The following is a 19,267-nucleotide window of genomic DNA, read 5'->3' on the forward strand; positions in this document are numbered from 1 at the left end:
TTATCACCTCGTACTTTGTAATTCTTTCTCAAATTGTCCCAGTTTCTCTACTGAACCAAATACTATTATCATATCATGTTCTTGTAGTTTTTCCTGCCCTGTTGGATTATGTATAATATTCCCATTTCTTGAAATCGCTAATATCGTTACATCAAACTGATTCCTTACATTACTCTCTAGTAACGATTTACCGACTAGTATTGAATCTTTGCCAACTAGAATTTCTTCAATGACAAATGACTGTTCTACTCCATACAACACTGTATCAATATAATGAACGGTTAATGGATTTGCAATACCTTTTGCTATATGAATACCTGCCATACTAGATGGATTAATAACCTTATTTGCACCAGCACGCCTTAATTTCTCTTCAGTTTCTGGCTTTTCAGATCTCGCCACAATTTTAATTGTATCGTTTAATCCTCTTGCTGTTAATGTAATAAATACATTTTCGGCATCATTTGCAACAATAGCAACTAAACCAGCTGCTTTTAAAATTCCGGCATTATGTAATACTTGATCTTCCGTTGCATCTCCATGTACAAATAAAAGCTTTTCCTGCTCCAATATGCTTTCATCTTTATCAACAACGACAAATGGAATATTCTTTTCTTGCAATTCATGTACAACTTGAAGCCCCACTCTACCGCAACCACATACTATAATATGATTTTTCAACTGCGCTATTTGTTTATCCATCTTCTTCCTCCGTACTGCATGAAATAAATTCCCTTCAATAATCATAGCTGCCACTACCCCAATTGCATACGTAACAATACCTACACCAACAGGAATAATAAGGAGCGCAAATACTTTCCCTGCTTGCGTTACAGGAACGGCATCTCCGTATCCAACAGTCAATACAGTAATCATCGTCATCCAAAATGCTTGAAACAAACTAATCTCTTCAATTGTCATAAATCCTATTGTTCCTAGAATTACAACAAAAGTCATACATATAACTGCTATCCATAATTGCTTACGTGCATTCATACCGTGTTTCAACTCTTTTCTCTATCTACAATCTTTGCCAGTGGAAATAAAATACGTATATACTAGATACGGAATCTATGAAAGAGGTTGATATAATGAAGACATTTCTTTCCGCCTTACAATGGGCACTATTTATTTTAGCTGGAAGCCTTATTGTACCAATTAGTGTCGCAACTAGTTATGGTCTTGATGGCGCTGAAGCCATTGCATTCGTACAAAGAACATTATTTGTTCTAGGCTTTGCTGGTCTCTTGCAAGCTATATTTGGGCATAAACTTCCTATTCAAGAAGGTCCTGCTGGCCTTTGGTGGGGAATTTTCTCCCTTTACGCAAGTTTAGGCGTCGTATTATTTGGATCAAGCAATGAGACACTTAAAGTTCTTCAATATGCTTTCTTATTAAGCGGTATTATTTGTATTATTCTTAGCGTTTTTGGACTTATTGATAAACTCGTTCGCTATTTTACACCGACAGTCATTGGAACGTATTTATTTCTTCTTGTCGCGCAACTCAGTGGCTCCTTCTTAAAGGGAATGTTTGGCCTTGATGGAAAACATACAGAAGTACAACCTAACGTATTTATTCTTTCACTCATTGTTATTTTACTATCCTTTTTCATCATGAAGCTACCTATTATTGGACAATATTCCGTTCTTTTCAGTATCATATGCGGCTGGATATTATTCGCATGCTTCGGATTATCTAATCCAATAACACCAGTGACAGACATAATTCGTTTTCCGTCCTTATTTGTTTTCGGCATGCCTCGTGTTGAATGGAACATGGTAATTACGGTCATATTTGTTACACTCTTACTTCTAACAAATATGTTAGCAAGTATTCGCGTTGTACAAAAGGTTGTCTCTAAATATGAAGAAAATGCTGCATCAGATCGTTTTAAACAAGCCGGCATTATAACAGGAATCAACCAATTGCTAGGCGGCCTGTTTTCAGCTATTGGACCTGTCGCTATTTCTGGATCAGCAGGTTTTATTGCAACGACTAATATTTATAAACGTCTCCCTTTTATATTAGGGTCAAGCTTTATTATTGTCGTTAGTATATTCCCAAAGATTACTTCATTCTTTGCAGCAATCCCTGTTGCAGTTGGTTATGCCGCTATTTATCCTGTATTCGCAAGCATGATTGGCCTCGCCTTTCGAGAATACGAAACTGCCCAGGATAAGGAACAATTATTTAAAGTAGCCGGTCTTTCAATCTTCACAGGAGTCGGAGTTATGTTTGTTCCAGCAGGAGCATATTCCACACTTCCACCATTTCTAGCATCGTTTTTAAGTAACGGTCTCGTTCTTGGATCTGTAATGGCCATTTTGCTAGAAATACTATTTTCTCGTTCCACAGCAAAACAAATATCGTAAATTGGAAAACTTCCATTATTGCACTCTACCTTTAGAGTTGTTACGATAAAATCAAACTTGAATCATTGGGGCTTTATCCATCCCCAATGATTATTAACCGATATTATGAGCAACACACTCATAATGATTTATCTACTTCTTTTCAAAGAGGTTTGATGTCTTACTATTATTCCTCAACATCTTCATGAACATGTATTTTGATTTCAATTAAAGAAAGGAATTTTCTATATGACTTATAAAATGATTGTTTTAGATTTAGATGATACTTTATTACGTGATGACCATACTATTTCACCTCGTACGAAAGAAGCGTTAATGACTGCACAAGAGCAAGGGGTAAAGGTTGTACTTGCTTCTGGACGTCCAACGTTTGGTATGCGCAATGTAGCTAAAGAACTTCGCTTAGAAGAATACGGCAGTTTCATTCTATCTTTTAATGGCGCAAAAATTATTAACTGTAAAACAAACGAAGAAATCTTTAGTAGTACACTATCTCCTGAAATCGTTCACAACCTATTTAAAATTAGTAAAACTGAAGATGTATGGATTCATACTTATATGGGCGATGATATCGTAACGGAAGAAAATAATCCTTATACTGAAATTGAGGGCGATATTACTGGTATGCCAATTGTTGTAGTAGATGACTTTAAAGCCGCAGTTAAAGAGCCTGTAGTAAAAGTATTAATGAATAAAGAAGCTGAACACCTTGTTGAAGTTGAAAAGAAACTACAAAAACAACTAGAAGGCCAATTAAGTGTGATGCGTTCGAAACCATTCTTCTTAGAATTTACTGAAGCCGGTGTTACAAAAGGAACGAGCTTAAACAAACTGATTCAAAAGCTTGGCATTAAGCGTGAAGAAGTTATCGCAATGGGCGATAGCTATAACGACCAAGCAATGATTGAATTTGCTGGTCTTGGCGTTGCAATGGGCAATGCACCTGATGATATTAAAAAAATTGCAAACTACGTAACAGATACAAATATGAATGATGGTGTTGCAAAAGTTGTAGAGAAATTCGTTTTAAAAACGGATGTACTTGTTTAATATTTTCATTCACAAAACCTATTTGAAGTCAAATACTTCAAATAGGTTTTTATTTAAATTCTCATGCTTTTGTGACTATATTTTGAACTTTGCACTATTCTCGTAGTGTAAACTTTCTTTTTGTATATAATGAAACAAAATAGACTATTTTATTTTGAAAAAGAATACAAATTTACTATATACAAGCATACGTTAAAGGAGGCTACTTTATGTTATCTACACCAATCGGACGATTAAGAGCAATTGGACTAGTTGAGGGTATTTCTTTCCTATTACTATTATTTGTAGCAATGCCATTGAAATATTTCGCAGGATTTGCAACAGCTGTTAAAATTACAGGCATGGCTCATGGTGTTCTGTTTATTCTATTCATCTTTGCAGTAATTCAAGTAACAATCGTACACCGTAAATCAATTTTATGGGCACTTGGAGCATTTGTTTCATCAGTTATCCCATTTGGTACTTTTGTACTAGATGCAAAATTAAAGAATGAGCAACAATAATAAAAAGGTAGTTAACGACTGTTAACTACCTTTTCTATTTATAAATTTGGAATTTCCCAATCAATTTCTCTTTCTCCCATATTAGCTAAAATCGTATTTACTTTAGAGTATGGCTTACTACCAAAGAAACCACGTCTTGCCGATAATGGGCTTGGATGTACAGATTCGATAATATGATGATTCGGATTCGTAATTAACTTCTTCTTCGCCTGCGCATGGCGCCCCCACAATATGAAAACAACTGGCTTTGCACGTTCGTTCAACAGTTCAATCACACGATCTGTGAAGTGCTCCCATCCTTTTCCCTTATGAGAATTTGCTTCGCCTTGACGAACTGTTAATACGGTATTTAGTAGTAATACTCCTTGTTCCGCCCATTTTACTAAATAACCGTTATTCGGGATTTCATAACCATATTCATCTCGAAGTTCTTTATACATATTTAACAATGATGGTGGTGTTTTAACATCAGGTTGTACAGAAAAACTTAAACCATGCGCTTGATTCGGTCCATGATATGGATCTTGTCCTAAAATAACAACCTTTGTATTTTCATAACTTGTATACTGAAGAGCGTTAAAAATATCTTCTACCTTCGGATAAACAACATGCGTGCTGTACTCTTCTGTCAAAAAACTGGATAGAGTACGATAATACTCTTTCTCAAATTCTGGTGCCAATAATAGTCCCCAATCATTCTTTAAAACATTTTCCATACTGTCACTTCCTGTCTAATTAATTCAACATATCCTGTTTTATAAATACTAAGAACGAAATAATAAGGGAAACAACTGCCCAAACAGTTAAATTCATCAAAGAAAATCCCATTGATAAGCCTTGTAATGCAGGTAATTTTCCTGATAAATAATCCGTTAATGATAAATTCACGCTAAAAATATATTTCGCACCTTCCCAAGATGTTGCGAACGAGCTTAAGATACCGCCTGCAATTAATGCAGCTAGCATAACGCCCATACCAGCTGGTGTATTACGAATTAAAACAGAGACCATAAATGATATAGTTCCGACAACGATAGCAACAAACCAGGCTAGTCCATACGCCATTAAGATGTATTGCCACTGCGGAATCAGATGCACAAAGTTCGTATTTAACGTTTCCTTATCAATGACGAATCCTGTTAAAACAGGTAAATTCCATCCCGAGTATCCAAATACAAGCCCTGATAATATGTAAGCAAACAAACCTACAAGAAACAGTATGAGCGAAATGAAAAATAACATCGTCACGTATTTACTAAGGAGTATTTTCCAGCGCCGAATCGGCCGCGTAAGTAACATCTTCATTGTCCCATCACTTCGTTCTCCTGAAACGATATCAATAGCGACAATCATTACGAGAAGCGGAATAAACAATGTAATTCCTTGTTCAATAAATGCTCTGACAAAAGTCGGTGCACCCGGTGCCATCGGGTTAATATCATGATCTAAATAATATTGTTGTTGCTCAACTCTTACCTTTAACCAATCACGCCATTCTTCTGGCAACCTAGAATTGTTCAACCGGTTCTGAGAATCAACAATTTGCTGTTGCAATGAAACCTTCCAATCAGTTGTACCGAGTCTTTTTTGTGTCGTTTCTATTTCACGATACTGCGCGTACACAAAAAGCGGGATCAAGATTGCTAAAATAAGCATGACAACAAAAATACGTTTCTTACGGTAAATCTTTTCTGATTCATTTAAAACTAGATTCGCAAATTCACGCATGCTGCTCACCCCTTGTGAGTTCAATAAATAAATCTTCTAGCGTAAATACAAGCTCCTTAACGCTATGTACATCTATTTCATTTTCTACAAATTTTTTATTCCAACTACTTATAGATGCAATATCCATGCGGCATAGTAATCGCTCGCCTTTTACACTCACTTCTCTTATTTCCTCGGCCGCTTCTAGCATATCTTTCGCCTTAGAAATTGGTGTAACAATCCATTCTACACGATCACTTGCTGTTTTAATTAATTCTTCAACCTTGGCAACTGTTATCATCTTTCCTTTATGAATAATAGCAACGCGATCGCATATCATTTGCACTTCACTTAGCAAGTGACTTGAAATAAACACGCTCATATTTTCTTCTTTCACAAGCTTATGTATAAATTCCCTAAGTTCTCTAATCCCTGCTGGATCTAAACCATTCGTTGGCTCATCTAATATAAGCAATTTAGGATTCCCAAGGAGCGCCTGTGCAATTCCAAGGCGTTGTTTCATACCAAGTGAGTACGTTTTTACCTTGTCATGAATTCTTTCATCTAAATGAACCATTTCAGCAATTTCAATAATACGTTCATCTGATATATCACCTAACATACGAGCAAATTGCTTTAAATTTTCCCATCCTGTTAAATATGTATACAACTCTGGGTTTTCAACGATACTCCCAATTTGACGCATCGCTTCTCTGAAATTTTCCTTAATCGAATAACCACCGATAGAAATCTTACCTTCTGTCGCCTTAATCAATCCGACTAACATTCGAATGGTAGTCGTCTTTCCAGCACCGTTTGGTCCTAGGAACCCGAATACTTCTCCTTGCTTTACATCAAAGGAAATATTCTCTACAAGAGTCTTCTTTCCAATTACCTTCTTCAAGTCTCGTACGGAAAGTATCGTCGTCATTTTACCCCTCCTTGTTCTAGTTTTAATTTACTTACAACATTTTGAACTAAACGTTCTGCCATATACGTATAACCTACTTCATTCGGATGAAAATGATCAGAGTATAATAAATCTTTCCCGCGGTTTTGGAATAAATCAAATGTCGGTGTAATATACACATTTTTATCGTTTAGCGCTAACTTCTCTAAAGATGCATTCCAGTCCACAACAATGTTTGAAGACCCTTTTAAATCTTCTACATCTTCAAAAGGATTGTATAAACCAAGCCAAAAAATCGGACTATTTGCATTTAATTTACGAATTTCTTCTATAATTTTCTTTGCTTCATTTTGAAACGTTTCTGTATCAGGACGATACGTCTCAAAATCTATTTTCCCGAGCGATTCCCAGCCTGGGAACAAATCATTCCCGCCGATCGTTAACACGATTACATCTGCTTGCTTAATTGAATATTGAGCGCCACTACTTTCAATTTGTTTTAATAAATCGGGCATTTTTGCACCACTAACTGCTAAATTTGTTAATGCAATTTTTTGCTTATAATCTTTTTGTAAATCCTCTTTCATTCGCCCAACATAGCCAATTCCTTCTTTATCACCAACGCCACGCGTTAATGAATCACCTAAACTAACGATTTGTAACGTTCCCGTTTTCTTTTTCTCTTTTGCCACTACATCGGTCTTTTTAATTAAATTTGAAGCTTTCGGATTTAATACATCATTTACACCTGAAACAAAGCCATATGCAAATAAACAGAAAGATGCAATTGTAATGAGTAGAATTACTTTTACTACTTTTGATCTCATATCAAAACCCCTTTTAGCCCTCATAGATTGTCCATAATTATACCAAACGAAATTTTGAAAAGCGATTTTCACACCTTCTCAATTATGTCGTTTCTCTATCTACTAACTCTGGTAATAACTCTATATGCTTCACATCTAATTTCTCTTCATTAATCTTTTCATATAATAATTCAAACGCTTTCACTCCAACGTTTTTACTAGAATGCGAAATCGTCGTTATACCCAATATATCTGCCACCTCTTGATCATCACACCCGATAATCGTAATATCCTCTGGAATACGAAATCCTTGTTTTTTTGCTTCTGTAACCATCCCCGCTGCAATATGGTTACAAGATACAAGGAACGCCGTCGGTTTTACTGACATATGAGCCCATTCTCTAATTACATTGCGTCCATCTTCCACTGTAAAACAACCCTCAAATTTCCAGGTCTCTAACGATGTTACGATACTCTGTTGAAGCGAATCTTCGTACGCCTTCTTTCGTCTTTGGCTATTAACGCTATTACTTCTTCCAATACAATATCCAATACGTGTATGACCGGCATCTATTAAGCTTTTCATCCCACGTGAAAATACTTTGTAGTAATCGATATGGACACTTGAAATATACTTCGAATCTATTTCTTCACACATAACAATCGGGCCGAATTTCGTATATTCTTCAAGCTTCTCCTTACTATTTGTCCGAGAACAAATAATAACCCCATCAAGCTTTTTCATTTTTAACATATTTAAAATTTCTAGTTCTCTTTCTTCGCTATAATTTGTCTGGCAAAGCATCATATTATAATTATTCTTTGCTGTTTCTTTTGATATCCCCTCGATAATAGCACTATAATATTGATCATTTACGTGTGGCAATAAAACGCCAATTACATTCGTTTTTCCTTTCACTAAATGAATTGCATTCACGTTTTGCGTGTAATTTAATTCTTCTATAATTGCTAAAATTTCTTTTCGTTTCTGTTCATTTACGTACGGATGATTATTTAGTACACGTGAAACAGTTGAAACAGATACTCCAGCAAGTTCAGCAATCTTTCTTATATTTGTCATCTCATTTTCCCCTTCTCACAAAAATTCTCCCTTGACCTGGTAAGCTTTCCACAATATATCCTTTCCTAGCAAATACATTTAGAAAGGATATACAACTATGCTTCGATTCAAATTAGAATATATATTTTTCATTGGCGGTTTACTCATTCTTGCCATCGGTATTAATATGATGACAACAATTACTTCCTTTGGACTTAGTCCTTATGATTCCTTCTTTATTGCACTATATCAAAATTTTGGGATAAGCATTGGTTTTTGGATTTTCATGATTAACTTTGCCTTTACACTTATCGTACTCTTTTGGAATAAAAAACAAATTACAATCGGTACAATTGTAACGATGGTTCTTATTTCTCTTTTTGTTGATTGGATTGGTTCCATTACAACTATTATGGACGCTATCCGCTCTCTTCCAAAATATATAACACTTATTTGCGGAAATCTATTCGTTGGAGCTGGAATTGGTCTTTACGTCTCTACAAACCTTTGCGCGGCGCCTCAAGAAGCTTTCGTTTTAACGGTTGCTGAAAAGAAAAAATGGACGTTTAGAAGAACAGAGATTTCATTAGCCTTTTTATTTTTAACGTTAAGCTTTTTATTAGATGGACCTATCTATTTTGGAACAATCATCTTATCCTTTACAACAGGCTGGATTATCCAAGCATTTATTCAAGTTGGTACGCAGATTTTAAATAGAAAAGAGCCTATTAAGCAAGCTGCTTAATAGGCTCTTTCTGTTTTATGGTAAGAGATACTACTTAGCATCCCCTTCAATTCGATAGTTCGCTTTCAAACAATCGATTTCTTCATACCCTTGCAACGTATGTAGAATATAATCATAATCAGCAAGAGACGCACGATGCGTTACAATTACAATTTCAGCCTTTCCTTTCTCTTCAAGCGGCATTTGAATAATCTTTTCAAAGCTAACGCCACGCTCAGAGAACAATGAAGTAATTTTTGCAAATACACCAATTTCGTCTTTTACATGCAGTCTTAAAAACTTTTTCACGACAATTTCGTCTGGCTCTTTTAATACTTTTTGATATTGTGGGACTACAGCACTATTTCCTGTTACCCCTAATCTAATATTTTGCATTACAGCAACTAAATCCGAAACAACAGCTGTCGCTGTCGGTAAACTTCCTGCGCCTGGTCCATAAAACATCGTTTCTCCAACTGCTTCACCGTACACATACACAGCGTTATATTCATTTTGTACTGCCGCAAGAGGATGTGTATTTGGAAGTAAAGTTGGTTCAACTGTAACCTCCAATTTTTCACCATCTCGTTTTGCAAGACCGATTAATTTAATTGTATAACCTAAGCTCTTACTGTATTCAATATCTTCCTCTGTAATAGAGGTAATCCCTTTTACTTTCACATCTCCAAGCTCTACATTTGTAGAGAAACCGAGAGTAGCTAAAATCGTCATTTTTCTTGCTGCATCTAAACCTTCTACGTCTGATGTTGGATCTGCTTCTGCAAATCCAAGTTGTTGGGCTTCTTTTAACACGTCGTTATATGCTCTCCCTTCGTCTGACATTTTCGTCAAAATAAAATTTGTCGTTCCATTTACAATTCCCATTACTTTCGTAATAAGATCTGAAGAAAGTCCTTCTACGATACTGCGTAAAATTGGAATTCCTCCTGCCACACTCGCCTCATAGAATAAATCAGCCTTATTATCTTTTGCTGTCGCTAATAATTCAGCTCCATGTAATGCCATTAAGTCTTTATTTGCAGTTACAACATGCTTTCCGCTTTTTAAAGCTTGTAAAATATATGATTTTGCATCATCAATGCCACCCATCACTTCGATGACAACATCAATATTTGGATTATCTAAAATTTCATTTGCATCTTGTGTTAATAGAGTAGAAGGTACCTCTACCTCTCTCTCTTTCTCAATGTTTTGCACTAATACTTTCGTTACCTTAACTGGACAACCTACTTGGTGTATGAGTCGTTCTTGATGATCTGTAATAATACGAACCACACCACTGCCAACTGTCCCAAGACCTAATAACCCAACTTGAATTTCTTTCATAGTACTGTCCACCCCTCAAAAATTGTGTTTAGATGAAATTATATGAGTAAAAAATCTGAAAAACAATGTATTTTGAACATTCGGAAAAATATAAGTTAATCTTTACAAGGAAAACGTTGCCACGTGTTACACAATCTTTCTTTACAATATATAAGGGGTTTCTTGATACACGTAATAATTCAACCAATTAGAAAACAATAAATTACCATGACTCCTCCACCTAACAAGCGGCTTTTCATCTGGATTATTATGTTTAAAATAGTTTTTTGGCACATCAATATTTAATCCCTTGTCACGATCTCGTTCGTATTCTTGTTTTAACGTCTCACAACTATATTCGCTATGTCCAAGGGCAAAAACTTGCCTTCCTTCTGGCCCAATAACAAGGTGAACACCTGCTTCTTCAGAGTTTGCTAACAATGTTAATTCTTTCACTTCTCTAATATCATTCTCTCGTACTTCTGTATGACGAGAATGCGGAGCAAAAAACAATTCATCAAATCCTTGTAACAATTTCACATGTTGCTCGCAAACCTCATGTTCAAATACACCGAACATTTTTTCCTTAAGGGGATACTTTGGAACACCATAATGATAGTACAAACCAGCCTGTGCCCCCCAGCAAATATGGAGCGTAGATGTTACATTCGTTTTTGAATACTCCATAATACGTTTAAGCTCTTCCCAATAATCTACTTCTTCAAAAGAAAGAGTTTCAACTGGTGCTCCTGTAATAATGAGCCCATCAAATTTTTCATTTTCAATATCACGAAACGTTTTATAAAAGCTCGTTAAATGGTCCTGCGCTACATTACGAGACAGATGTGATTCCATATGAAGTAAATGAACATCTAATTGCAACGGTGTGTTTCCAATTAAGCGAAGTAATTGTGCCTCTGTATCTTGCTTCGTTGGCATTAAATTTAATATAGCAATTTTCAAAGCGCGTATATCTTGTGTTTCTGCCCGCTCCTTCGTCATTACAAAAATATTTTCTTTTTGCAACACTTTGCGAGCCGGTAAATCTTTATCAATTATGATCGGCATGTGTTTTGCCTCCAACTAGAGCTGCTTCCAAATCTGCAATAATATCAGAAACATCTTCTATACCAACCGATAAACGAATTAAATCAGATGTAACACCAGCTAAACGCTGATCTTCAGCATTTAATTGTCTATGCGTCGTACTAGCGGGATGTATAACGCAAGTTCGTGCATCAGCTACGTGCGTTACAAGAGTTGCTAGTTTTACATTTGCGATAAATTCTTTTGCTGCTTCTAATCCCCCTTTAATACCAAATGTTAAAACCCCACTAGCACCTTTTTTCAAATACTTTTGTGCTAACGAGTAATTTTCATTACTATCTAATCCCGGATAATTCACCCATTCAATACGTTCATGATTAGCAAGCCACTTAGCAACTGCCAGAGCATTTTCGCTATGACGCTCCATTCGTAAATGCAAAGTCTCTAAGCCAATATTGCTAATATATGCATTGAATGGGCTCATACAATTTCCATAATCTCTTAATAGTTGAACACGTGCTTTCACAATATATGCTGCTGCACCAAAGTTTTGAACGTAACTTACACCGTGATAACTTGGATCTGGTTCAACAAGCTCAGGATATTTTCCATTTGTCCAATCAAAGTTTCCACCGTCAATTACAATACCACCTAAAGAGCTCGCATGCCCATCGATATATTTAGTCGTAGAATGAACAATAATATTTGCCCCATATTCAAACGCTTGGCATAAATAAGGAGTTGCTAATGTATTATCAACGATAAAAGGTACCTCTAATTCTTTAGCGGCAGCTGAAAATTCTTTGAAATTTAAAACATTCATCGCTGGATTTCCTAATGATTCTGCATAGATAAGTTTCGTCTTATCGTTAGCAAGTGCCGTAATTTCATCTGCCGTTAAATTTGGATTAAAGAACGTAACATCAATGCCAAGCTTACGTAAACTCACCCCAAATAAATTAAACGTTCCCCCGTAAACAGTTGAAGAGCAAAGTAAATGATCCCCACTACTACAAATATTTAAAACTGCGAGCATAATAGCTGCTTGCCCAGAAGCCGTTGCAACAGCTCCTACACCGCCTTCTAAATCTGATAACTTCTGCTCAAATGCGGCTAGAGTAGGGTTTCCAATACGCGTATAAATATATCCTTCTGCCTCTAAGTTAAATAGAGCTGCTAAATCATCCGAAGTATCGTATTTATACGTTGTGCTTTGATAAAGTGGTAAAACACGTGGTTCACCATTCTTTGGCGTATAGCCACCTTGCACACAAATCGTTCCTTTTCCCCATGATTCTCCCATCTCTCATTCTCCTTTCTTTTATACAAAATAAAAAACTGCCCCTTTCCTGAAAACAAGAAAGGAGCAGTTTGAAAACACGCTCTAAAGGCTCTTTCTTATCTCTCAGGATTACTACCTGCAGGATTTGGCACAATTCCGTTATACGGCTGTTGCCAAGGTTTCATCGGGCCTGTCCCTCCACCTTTTCTTGATAAGACTATGCAATTACCGTTGATTTTATAGCAATAATTTCCTAATGTCAAACAGTTTTTCTGAATGTTCTAAAATAAATGTTAACAGTTTCATATAAAGCAACAAAAGAAATATATTCTAGTCTATTTCAAAAAAGACCTTTAAAAAACTCAAATCAGTCTATAAAATTAAATAAGTAATTTAACCTATAAATTCAAATTCTCTAAAATTCAGCCTATATGTTGAATAGGCGGTCCTCTCAAAAAGATACTATATATATTCAATCCATTTTCCACTAGTATATTTCACTTTTTCCCTACTGAGATTTACATAACGGAGGTATAACATGACAAATAAAAAAGATATGCAGTACATACTTGCTCTATATGGCATTCTTCTAGGATCTATAGTAGGAGCTACAGTCTGGTTATTTTTAGTCACAATAAATATTGGAATCCACTTTATTTGGGGATACTTGCCTGAAGTTCTCTCTTATCCCTCTTATTACACCCTTTGCGTAACAATAATTGGCGGGGTCCTCGTTGGTCTATCACAAAAATATTTCGGTATATATCCACGCCTTATGCCTGAAGTGATGACTGAATATCAAAAAACTGGTCGAATCGAATATCGCTTTGTCCATCAGGCTACTTTAACAGCGATTATTGTTTTAATTTTCGGAGCTAGTCTTGGTCCAGAAGCCGCACTAGTTGGAATTATAGGCGGACTGTGCACATGGGTAGGGGATCGCTTTAAATTTGCCTTAAAGGGTATGAATGAGCTAACCGAGATTGGAATTGGCGCTACTTTAAGTGTCATTTTTAACGCACCATTATTCGGTTATTTAGCACCGAATGAAAATGAGGGGGAACAAATTGCTGCTTTTTCTAAAGGAAAAAAGGCAATTGTATACTTAGCTACTACTTTCGCAGGTTTTTCTGTTTATTTACTACTGAGTAAACTCGATAATCGTGGATCCTTTATTGTTGATTTCGGGGAAGGTGCACTTTCTTTCAATGAATGGATCGCATTTCTTCCACTTGCTAGTATCGGTGCTATAGTTGGTTTCTTTTATTTCAAGTTAGAATTCACTTTAGAGAAGTTAATTCACCCTTTTAGGGAATACAAGCTGACACTCGGAATTATCGGTGGCATTTTATTAGGAATTGCAGGAACTTTTCTTCCGTACACATTATTTTCAGGGGAACATCAATTAAAAGAGTTAGTTGTTGAATGGAGCCATTTATCTTTTTGGATACTACTTCTTTCAGGGATTTTAAAGTTGTGTATTACTGCCGTTTGTTTGAACACAGGGTGGCGGGGTGGACATATATTCCCAATTATATTTTCCGGATCAAGTATTGGATACGCTATAGCATCTATTCTTCCTATAGATCCAGTAGCATCCGTTGCTATCGTAACGACAGCAATTTCGAGCTATGCGTTACGAAAGCCAATAGCTATTACATTGCTATTACTTATGTTTTTCCCGCTTAATTTACTATTGCCAATGCTTGGTGCAGCTGCTATTGGGAATGCCTTTCCACTCCCAAAACATAACGAAAATAAAAATTAATAAAAATAGGCAGTGGGGACGAAAGCTCCACTGCCTATTTTTTTATTACACATGCTGCTTTAATAACGCTTCTAACTCCTCAAAATTATGCACTTCATATGTCGGTATAATCCCACTATCATTTAATTTCCTTTCTGGATTAAACCAACAAGTATCAATTCCCGCTACATATCCACCTTTAATATCAGCGCTTAATGAATCACCAATAATCAGCCCTTCTTCAGGTGCAAAGTTAGGAATCCGTTCAAAAACATAATCAAAATACTCTTTCATCGGCTTTTGAAAACCTGTATCTTCTGAAACAAAAACATCTTTAAACAATGAATGTAACCCTGCATTACGCAAACGTTTATCTTGCGTCTTAGAAACACCATTTGTCACTATATACAACTCATACTCCCCTTGAATTTGATTTATAAATTCAAACGCACCTTGCATGAGTTGATTTCCTTCTTCTAAGTAGTTACGGTAATTATTTTCGAATAATATTCCGTCTACTTCTTCTCCATACTCTTGAAACAACAGAGAGAATCGTGTATTTATAACTTCATTGCGTGATAGTTCACCTTTTTCAAAAGCATCCCAAAGACCTTTATTTATTTTTTTATAACGAGCCTCTATCTCGTCTGTTAAAGAGATTCCCTTCTCTTCAAAAAGCACCCGTAAAGCCATTTTTTCAGCCTTTTGGAAATCTAATAATGTATCATCTACATCAAATAGCAATGTTTTATATTTTTTCATAAATTCATCACACTCTCTTTTCTACAAAAACAAATTTACATAAATCGTATCATTCCTTCTTGTAAAGATAATAGGAGATATCTCATACTATACATAGGGGTGAAAATATGAAAATCAGCAAAAATGAGGAAGAAATTTATCAATACATGCAAATCCATCAATTCCATACCCTATTTTCATTTCATGTCTTGCCATATGTAGAGCTGCATTCTTTTCAAACGAAAGAGATGATATGTAGCGAAGGAAATGCTCTCCCTTATCTCTATTACTTAATTTCTGGGAAGGCAAAAATATATATGAGTCATAAAAACGGGAAGGTTTCATTAATTAATTTTATTCAAGCACCATCATTTATCGGGGAATTAGGATTAATAGGAGTAGAAAATATTACTAAGTCCGTTGAAGTACTAGAAGATTGTGTTTGTTTGGCACTTCCTCTTAAAGATTGTCAGCAAATTTTATTACAAGATGCAACGTTTTTACAGCACTTATGCAAATTTATTGGAGAAAAGACAATTACTCGCACTGAAAATTACGCAAAAAACTATAGTTATCCTTTTGAAAATCGATTAGCTGCTTTTATTTTATTAACAGAACAAAATAATTGTTATATAGAAAAGCATACTGAGGCCTCGGAATATTTAAATATCAGCTACCGTCATCTTTTATATGTATTAAATCAGTTTTGCCAACAAAATTACTTAAAAAAAGACGGAAGAACCTATTACATACGAGATCGAATTCAATTAAAAAAACTTGCTGATGAACTAAAAATATAAAAAAAACAGCATTAACGTTTACATGTTAATGCTGTTTTTTCGAGTGACGATTATAATTTTAATTAAAATTTACTTGCTACTTTAGCTGCTTCTTCAAGACCTGTAGCAATGATTTCTTCTGCTTTATCTGGGAATTGGTTATGTCCTTCAATAATTACTGTTTCCATGTTTGTTGCGCCGAAGAAGCCCATCATACTTGCTACATATTTAACAGCCATTTCTACCTCAGCTGCTGGACCTTCTGAATATACGCCGCCTCGTGCATTTAATAATGCAATCTTCTTATCACCGATTAGGCCAACTGGACCCTCTGGCGTGTATTTGAACGTTTTACCAGCACGGTTTAAATAATCAATATATGTGTGTAGCACCGCTGGAATCGTTAAGTTCCATAATGGGAAGCCGAAAACAACTTTATCAGCTTCTAGGAATTGATTTAAATACTTATCAGCAACTGCTACTGCTTTTGCCTCTTCTTCTGTTAAATCAAATCCTTTACCTGCCTTGAATGTACCATTGATCATGTCTACACCTACATATGGTAATTCTTCTTTATATAAATCCAGTTCTACTACTGTATCATTTGGGTGTGCTTCTTTATAGTTTGCTAAAAATGCCTCATATAATTTTACACTAACTGCTTGTTCCGCTGGACGGTTGTTTGCTTTAACGAATAAAACTGTTGCCATTATTTCTTCCTCCTAGTACTCACTCTTATGTTGTTATATGCTTTCAAAAAAGGTATCCCTTGTAATTGTTGTTTTGTTGCTTACAAACATATTTTATCTTTATATCAAGACAATTTCGTCCTCACATAGACGTATTTTTCCATAAAAAAAGTCCACCTTCTAAAGGCGAACTAGGTCTTACGACTTTTGTCTTATACAATTCCATTTTTCACTGCATATAACGCCGCTTGCGTACGATCGGATAAATTTAATTTACTCAAAATGCTACTTACATGCGCCTTAACCGTCTTTTCTGTAATAACTAAAACAGATGCAATTTCCTTATTGCTCATCCCTTTTGCTAATAGTTGCAACACCTCATTTTCTCTCGCTGTTAGCACATCCACTTGAATAGAATGTTCTTCTTCCTTTTCTTCTACAGGTAATGTTTGAGAGAGAAGAGCATTTGCTATATCCGGATGTAATTGAATATTACCTTTATATGCACTTCGAATAGCCTCAACAAGCTGATCCGGTTCTACATCTTTTAAAATATACCCACTTGCTCCAGCCCGTAATGCAGGTAACACATGCGCCTGATCAGAAAAGCTAGTTAATACAATTACTTTCACATTTGGATACTCTTTTTTAATATATGCCGTCGCCTCAACACCATCCATTTCAGGCATATATAAATCCATTAATATAACATCAGGATTTGTTTCTCCTACTTTCACTAACGCTTCTTTCCCATTATTCGCTTCTCCAACTAAATCTAAATCTTCCTGTGTACTTAAGAAAAACGCTAATCCTTTTAAAACAACTGTATGATCATCAACTAACAATACTTTTATTTTCACAAACTTCCCTCATTTTCACATCATAATGGTACATTTACTTTTACGCTCGTTCGTTTATTACTACTTACAATTTTAATTGTTCCACCAACTAATTCTACTCTTTCACGCATCGTAGTCATACCTAGTGATTTCTTTTCTTTTATATTCTTTTCCACAAAGCCCTTTCCTTGATCAACTATTTCTAATGATACATTTTTCTCATTCACTGTAAAATAAATCGTCGCTTCTTTTACACCTGCATGCTTACTTACATTGTTCAGTGCTTCTTGGCCAATGCGCCATAAAGCTTCTTCTACTACACGAGGTAAATCACGAACACCCGTAACTTGCTCCCTAATTTTCAGCCCCAAATTTTCACCGTACTGCTTTAGAGCTGGCAATAATCCTTTTTCTAATCCTGCCGGACGAAGCTGCCAAATTAATGTCCTCATTTCTTTCAAAGCTCCTTGTGCAAGTTCACGCATCTCATGCAAAGATTGATCTACCTTTTCATTTTTACCTTTTAAAACTGCCTCGGCGCCTTTTGTCATGAAGGTTAATGAAAATAATTTTTGCGAAACAGAATCATGTAAATCTCTTGCTAATCGGTTTCTTTCTTCCATTCGTACAAGTTCACGGCGCTGCTCGTTTAACCTCAAATTCTCTATTATTAACGAAACATGGTTTGATAGCGCTTGAATTACATCTATTGTATTAGCATCAAACTCTCCATTATTCAAGCTAACACATAAAACACCAAATATATGGTTTTGAATATGTATTGGCGTAGCAATAACAGTTTGATTTAGATGCACATTATGCCCTATTTGATGTTTTATTAGAACTGGTTCATCTTGCTCTAACGCCTTGTTGGCCGCCTCTTTTACATCCTCTTGTAACTCTTCCTGAACGTAAGACGCTCGCAGAGATAATTCTTTTTCCTCCCTAATAAAAAGCGCTACTTGATTCCATTGAAATACTTCACCTACGTGATTTACCACCTTTTCAGGTAATACATTAAACTTATGAATCGTTTTTAAATCTTGAATGAAACGCTCTAATTTCACATAATAATGTGCTCTTCTTTTTTCATTTTCATATAATTTTGTTCGCTTTAAAGCCGTACCAATTTGGAAAGCAACCGATTGGAGTAATACTAATTCTTCTTCCGAAAAATGTGTTTTACCCGGACTTGCAACATTTAACAACCCAAATTTTTCTCCTCCAGCTTTTAAAGGAACCGTAGCATGATGAAGAATGCCCTCCGTATCTCCCCAATTATATTCAATTGCATTATTAATTCTTTTACATTCAATAATATTAACGGCTCTCTCTAATTTCCCATCTACAAAACCTCGTAAACACCAACACTCACCTTCGCACATCGGGCGTTTATTTTCATATGTAAGTGCCTCTGGTAATTGGTAATCAATCAACTTCGTATACTTCCCATTTTCATCTGCAAGAAAAATCCATCCTGTCGTTAAGCCTGTCACACTTAGTAATTTCTCTAGGACAGCTTGCAATACATGATACGTATCATTTGATGTATTTAATGTTTCTGCAATTTCCTTTAATATAACTAATTCATTTGTACGATTATCTCGAAACATACCCAGTCTCCTGCATACAAGATTTTAAATAGCTCTTAAAATAAATCATCTACTTTTCACTTTGTACTT

The 19,267-nt window shown here is 35.5% G+C and carries 19 protein-coding genes and 1 riboswitch; of the genes, 6 read left to right on the plus strand and 13 right to left on the minus strand.

Features of this window, described 5'->3' with window-relative positions:
* Positions 1–3: 3 nt before the first annotated feature.
* A complete protein-coding gene (locus tag N2V79_RS26475; RefSeq protein WP_000993985.1) occupies positions 4–996 on the minus strand; it encodes a potassium channel family protein in 993 nt (330 codons plus the stop codon).
* Positions 997–1,091: 95 nt separating this feature from the next.
* Between N2V79_RS26475 and N2V79_RS26480 the strand changes: the two genes are divergently transcribed.
* From N2V79_RS26480 to N2V79_RS26490, 3 genes are all read left to right on the plus strand, one after another.
* A complete protein-coding gene (locus tag N2V79_RS26480; protein ID WP_340720324.1) occupies positions 1,092–2,375 on the plus strand; it encodes a purine/pyrimidine permease in 1,284 nt (427 codons plus the stop codon).
* 228 nt (positions 2,376–2,603) lie between these two features.
* Positions 2,604–3,425 (plus strand): Cof-type HAD-IIB family hydrolase, encoded by an 822-nt coding sequence (locus tag N2V79_RS26485; RefSeq protein WP_340720325.1) that lies wholly within the window; start codon positions 2,604–2,606, stop codon positions 3,423–3,425.
* A gap of 209 nt (positions 3,426–3,634) precedes the next feature.
* Positions 3,635–3,928 (plus strand): DUF3817 domain-containing protein, encoded by a 294-nt coding sequence (locus N2V79_RS26490; protein WP_000953396.1) that lies wholly within the window; start codon positions 3,635–3,637, stop codon positions 3,926–3,928.
* A gap of 38 nt (positions 3,929–3,966) precedes the next feature.
* On the opposite strand, the gene N2V79_RS26495 is transcribed toward N2V79_RS26490, so the two are convergent.
* Genes N2V79_RS26495 through N2V79_RS26515 form a run of 5 tightly spaced genes read right to left on the minus strand, consistent with a single transcriptional unit; the run spans position 3,967 to position 8,432 of the window.
* Positions 3,967–4,644 (minus strand): uracil-DNA glycosylase, encoded by a 678-nt coding sequence (locus N2V79_RS26495; protein ID WP_340720326.1) that lies wholly within the window; start codon positions 4,642–4,644, stop codon positions 3,967–3,969.
* Positions 4,645–4,663: 19 nt separating this feature from the next.
* The gene (locus N2V79_RS26500; RefSeq protein WP_097997186.1) at positions 4,664–5,656 is read right to left on the minus strand and encodes an ABC transporter permease subunit; all 993 of its coding nucleotides are present in this window, start codon (positions 5,654–5,656) and stop codon (positions 4,664–4,666) included.
* A complete protein-coding gene (locus N2V79_RS26505) occupies positions 5,649–6,566 on the minus strand; it encodes an ABC transporter ATP-binding protein (RefSeq protein WP_000207708.1) in 918 nt (305 codons plus the stop codon). Before N2V79_RS26505 ends, N2V79_RS26500 begins: the two co-directional genes overlap by 8 nt.
* Positions 6,563–7,444, minus strand: coding sequence for an SGNH/GDSL hydrolase family protein (locus tag N2V79_RS26510; RefSeq protein ID WP_340720327.1), 882 nt, complete (start codon positions 7,442–7,444; stop codon positions 6,563–6,565). The genes N2V79_RS26505 and N2V79_RS26510 overlap by 4 nt, the downstream gene beginning before the upstream one ends.
* Positions 7,445–7,454: 10 nt before the next feature.
* Complete coding sequence (locus N2V79_RS26515) at positions 7,455–8,432, minus strand: LacI family DNA-binding transcriptional regulator (RefSeq protein ID WP_053563286.1); 978 nt, start codon at positions 8,430–8,432, stop codon at positions 7,455–7,457.
* Between the two features lie 97 nt (positions 8,433–8,529).
* Between N2V79_RS26515 and N2V79_RS26520 the strand changes: the two genes are divergently transcribed.
* A complete protein-coding gene (locus tag N2V79_RS26520; RefSeq protein ID WP_000943411.1) occupies positions 8,530–9,156 on the plus strand; it encodes a YczE/YyaS/YitT family protein in 627 nt (208 codons plus the stop codon).
* 30 nt (positions 9,157–9,186) lie between these two features.
* On the opposite strand, the gene N2V79_RS26525 is transcribed toward N2V79_RS26520, so the two are convergent.
* The 3 genes from N2V79_RS26525 to N2V79_RS26535 form a co-directional block, all read right to left on the minus strand.
* Positions 9,187–10,482, minus strand: a complete 1,296-nt coding sequence (locus tag N2V79_RS26525) for a homoserine dehydrogenase (RefSeq protein WP_000659109.1) — start codon at positions 10,480–10,482, stop codon at positions 9,187–9,189.
* Between the two features lie 141 nt (positions 10,483–10,623).
* The gene (gene metA / locus N2V79_RS26530; RefSeq protein WP_001121531.1) at positions 10,624–11,529 is read right to left on the minus strand and encodes a homoserine O-acetyltransferase MetA; all 906 of its coding nucleotides are present in this window, start codon (positions 11,527–11,529) and stop codon (positions 10,624–10,626) included.
* The gene (locus N2V79_RS26535; protein WP_000504786.1) at positions 11,513–12,811 is read right to left on the minus strand and encodes a bifunctional O-acetylhomoserine aminocarboxypropyltransferase/cysteine synthase; all 1,299 of its coding nucleotides are present in this window, start codon (positions 12,809–12,811) and stop codon (positions 11,513–11,515) included. Before N2V79_RS26535 ends, metA begins: the two co-directional genes overlap by 17 nt.
* 92 nt (positions 12,812–12,903) lie before the next feature.
* Positions 12,904–13,008: riboswitch (SAM riboswitch) on the minus strand.
* A gap of 320 nt (positions 13,009–13,328) precedes the next feature.
* Between N2V79_RS26535 and N2V79_RS26540 the strand changes: the two genes are divergently transcribed.
* Positions 13,329–14,558 carry a chloride channel protein gene (locus N2V79_RS26540; RefSeq protein WP_197233876.1) on the plus strand — a complete coding sequence of 410 codons (1,230 nt, stop codon included), beginning with the start codon at positions 13,329–13,331 and terminating at the stop codon, positions 14,556–14,558.
* A 45-nt stretch (positions 14,559–14,603) separates the two neighbouring features.
* On the opposite strand, the gene N2V79_RS26545 is transcribed toward N2V79_RS26540, so the two are convergent.
* A complete protein-coding gene (locus N2V79_RS26545; RefSeq protein WP_090978327.1) occupies positions 14,604–15,299 on the minus strand; it encodes a YjjG family noncanonical pyrimidine nucleotidase in 696 nt (231 codons plus the stop codon).
* 107 nt (positions 15,300–15,406) lie between these two features.
* On the opposite strand from N2V79_RS26545, the gene N2V79_RS26550 reads away from it, so the two are divergent.
* The gene (locus N2V79_RS26550) at positions 15,407–16,078 is read left to right on the plus strand and encodes a transcriptional regulator YeiL (RefSeq protein ID WP_340720328.1); all 672 of its coding nucleotides are present in this window, start codon (positions 15,407–15,409) and stop codon (positions 16,076–16,078) included.
* Between the two features lie 62 nt (positions 16,079–16,140).
* On the opposite strand, the gene N2V79_RS26555 is transcribed toward N2V79_RS26550, so the two are convergent.
* The 3 genes from N2V79_RS26555 to N2V79_RS26565 all read right to left on the minus strand — a co-directional run bounded on the left by N2V79_RS26555 (position 16,141) and on the right by N2V79_RS26565 (position 19,198).
* Entirely contained in the window at positions 16,141–16,767 is a 627-nt protein-coding gene (locus tag N2V79_RS26555) for an FMN-dependent NADH-azoreductase (RefSeq protein ID WP_000246722.1), read from the minus strand.
* Positions 16,768–16,958: 191 nt separating this feature from the next.
* A complete protein-coding gene (locus tag N2V79_RS26560; protein WP_063549203.1) occupies positions 16,959–17,606 on the minus strand; it encodes a response regulator in 648 nt (215 codons plus the stop codon).
* 20 nt (positions 17,607–17,626) lie between these two features.
* Complete coding sequence (locus tag N2V79_RS26565) at positions 17,627–19,198, minus strand: GAF domain-containing sensor histidine kinase (RefSeq protein WP_000488131.1); 1,572 nt, start codon at positions 19,196–19,198, stop codon at positions 17,627–17,629.
* Positions 19,199–19,267: the final 69 nt, after the last annotated feature.

This window comes from Bacillus sp. CH_70, assembly GCF_038007045.1.
Lineage (GTDB): Bacteria > Bacillota > Bacilli > Bacillales > Bacillaceae_G > Bacillus_A > Bacillus_A cereus.

Bases quoted from the DNA above. Each gene is read 5' to 3' on its own strand.
- N2V79_RS26545 (WP_090978327.1), bottom strand. From the start codon at position 15,299: ATGAAAAAATATAAAACATTGCTATTTGATGTAGATGATACATTATTA.
- N2V79_RS26515 (WP_053563286.1), bottom strand. From the start codon at position 8,432: ATGACAAATATAAGAAAGATTGCTGAACTTGCTGGAGTATCTGTTTCA.
- N2V79_RS26555 (WP_000246722.1), bottom strand. From the start codon at position 16,767: ATGGCAACAGTTTTATTCGTTAAAGCAAACAACCGTCCAGCGGAACAA.
- N2V79_RS26485 (WP_340720325.1), top strand. From the start codon at position 2,604: ATGACTTATAAAATGATTGTTTTAGATTTAGATGATACTTTATTACGT.
- metA (WP_001121531.1), bottom strand. From the start codon at position 11,529: ATGCCGATCATAATTGATAAAGATTTACCGGCTCGCAAAGTGTTGCAA.
- N2V79_RS26550 (WP_340720328.1), top strand. From the start codon at position 15,407: ATGAAAATCAGCAAAAATGAGGAAGAAATTTATCAATACATGCAAATC.
- N2V79_RS26490 (WP_000953396.1), top strand. From the start codon at position 3,635: ATGTTATCTACACCAATCGGACGATTAAGAGCAATTGGACTAGTTGAG.
- N2V79_RS26505 (WP_000207708.1), bottom strand. From the start codon at position 6,566: ATGACGACGATACTTTCCGTACGAGACTTGAAGAAGGTAATTGGAAAG.
- N2V79_RS26475 (WP_000993985.1), bottom strand. From the start codon at position 996: ATGAATGCACGTAAGCAATTATGGATAGCAGTTATATGTATGACTTTT.
- N2V79_RS26535 (WP_000504786.1), bottom strand. From the start codon at position 12,811: ATGGGAGAATCATGGGGAAAAGGAACGATTTGTGTGCAAGGTGGCTAT.
- N2V79_RS26565 (WP_000488131.1), bottom strand. From the start codon at position 19,198: ATGTTTCGAGATAATCGTACAAATGAATTAGTTATATTAAAGGAAATT.
- N2V79_RS26520 (WP_000943411.1), top strand. From the start codon at position 8,530: ATGCTTCGATTCAAATTAGAATATATATTTTTCATTGGCGGTTTACTC.
- N2V79_RS26495 (WP_340720326.1), bottom strand. From the start codon at position 4,644: ATGGAAAATGTTTTAAAGAATGATTGGGGACTATTATTGGCACCAGAA.
- N2V79_RS26525 (WP_000659109.1), bottom strand. From the start codon at position 10,482: ATGAAAGAAATTCAAGTTGGGTTATTAGGTCTTGGGACAGTTGGCAGT.
- N2V79_RS26480 (WP_340720324.1), top strand. From the start codon at position 1,092: ATGAAGACATTTCTTTCCGCCTTACAATGGGCACTATTTATTTTAGCT.
- N2V79_RS26500 (WP_097997186.1), bottom strand. From the start codon at position 5,656: ATGCGTGAATTTGCGAATCTAGTTTTAAATGAATCAGAAAAGATTTAC.
- N2V79_RS26540 (WP_197233876.1), top strand. From the start codon at position 13,329: ATGACAAATAAAAAAGATATGCAGTACATACTTGCTCTATATGGCATT.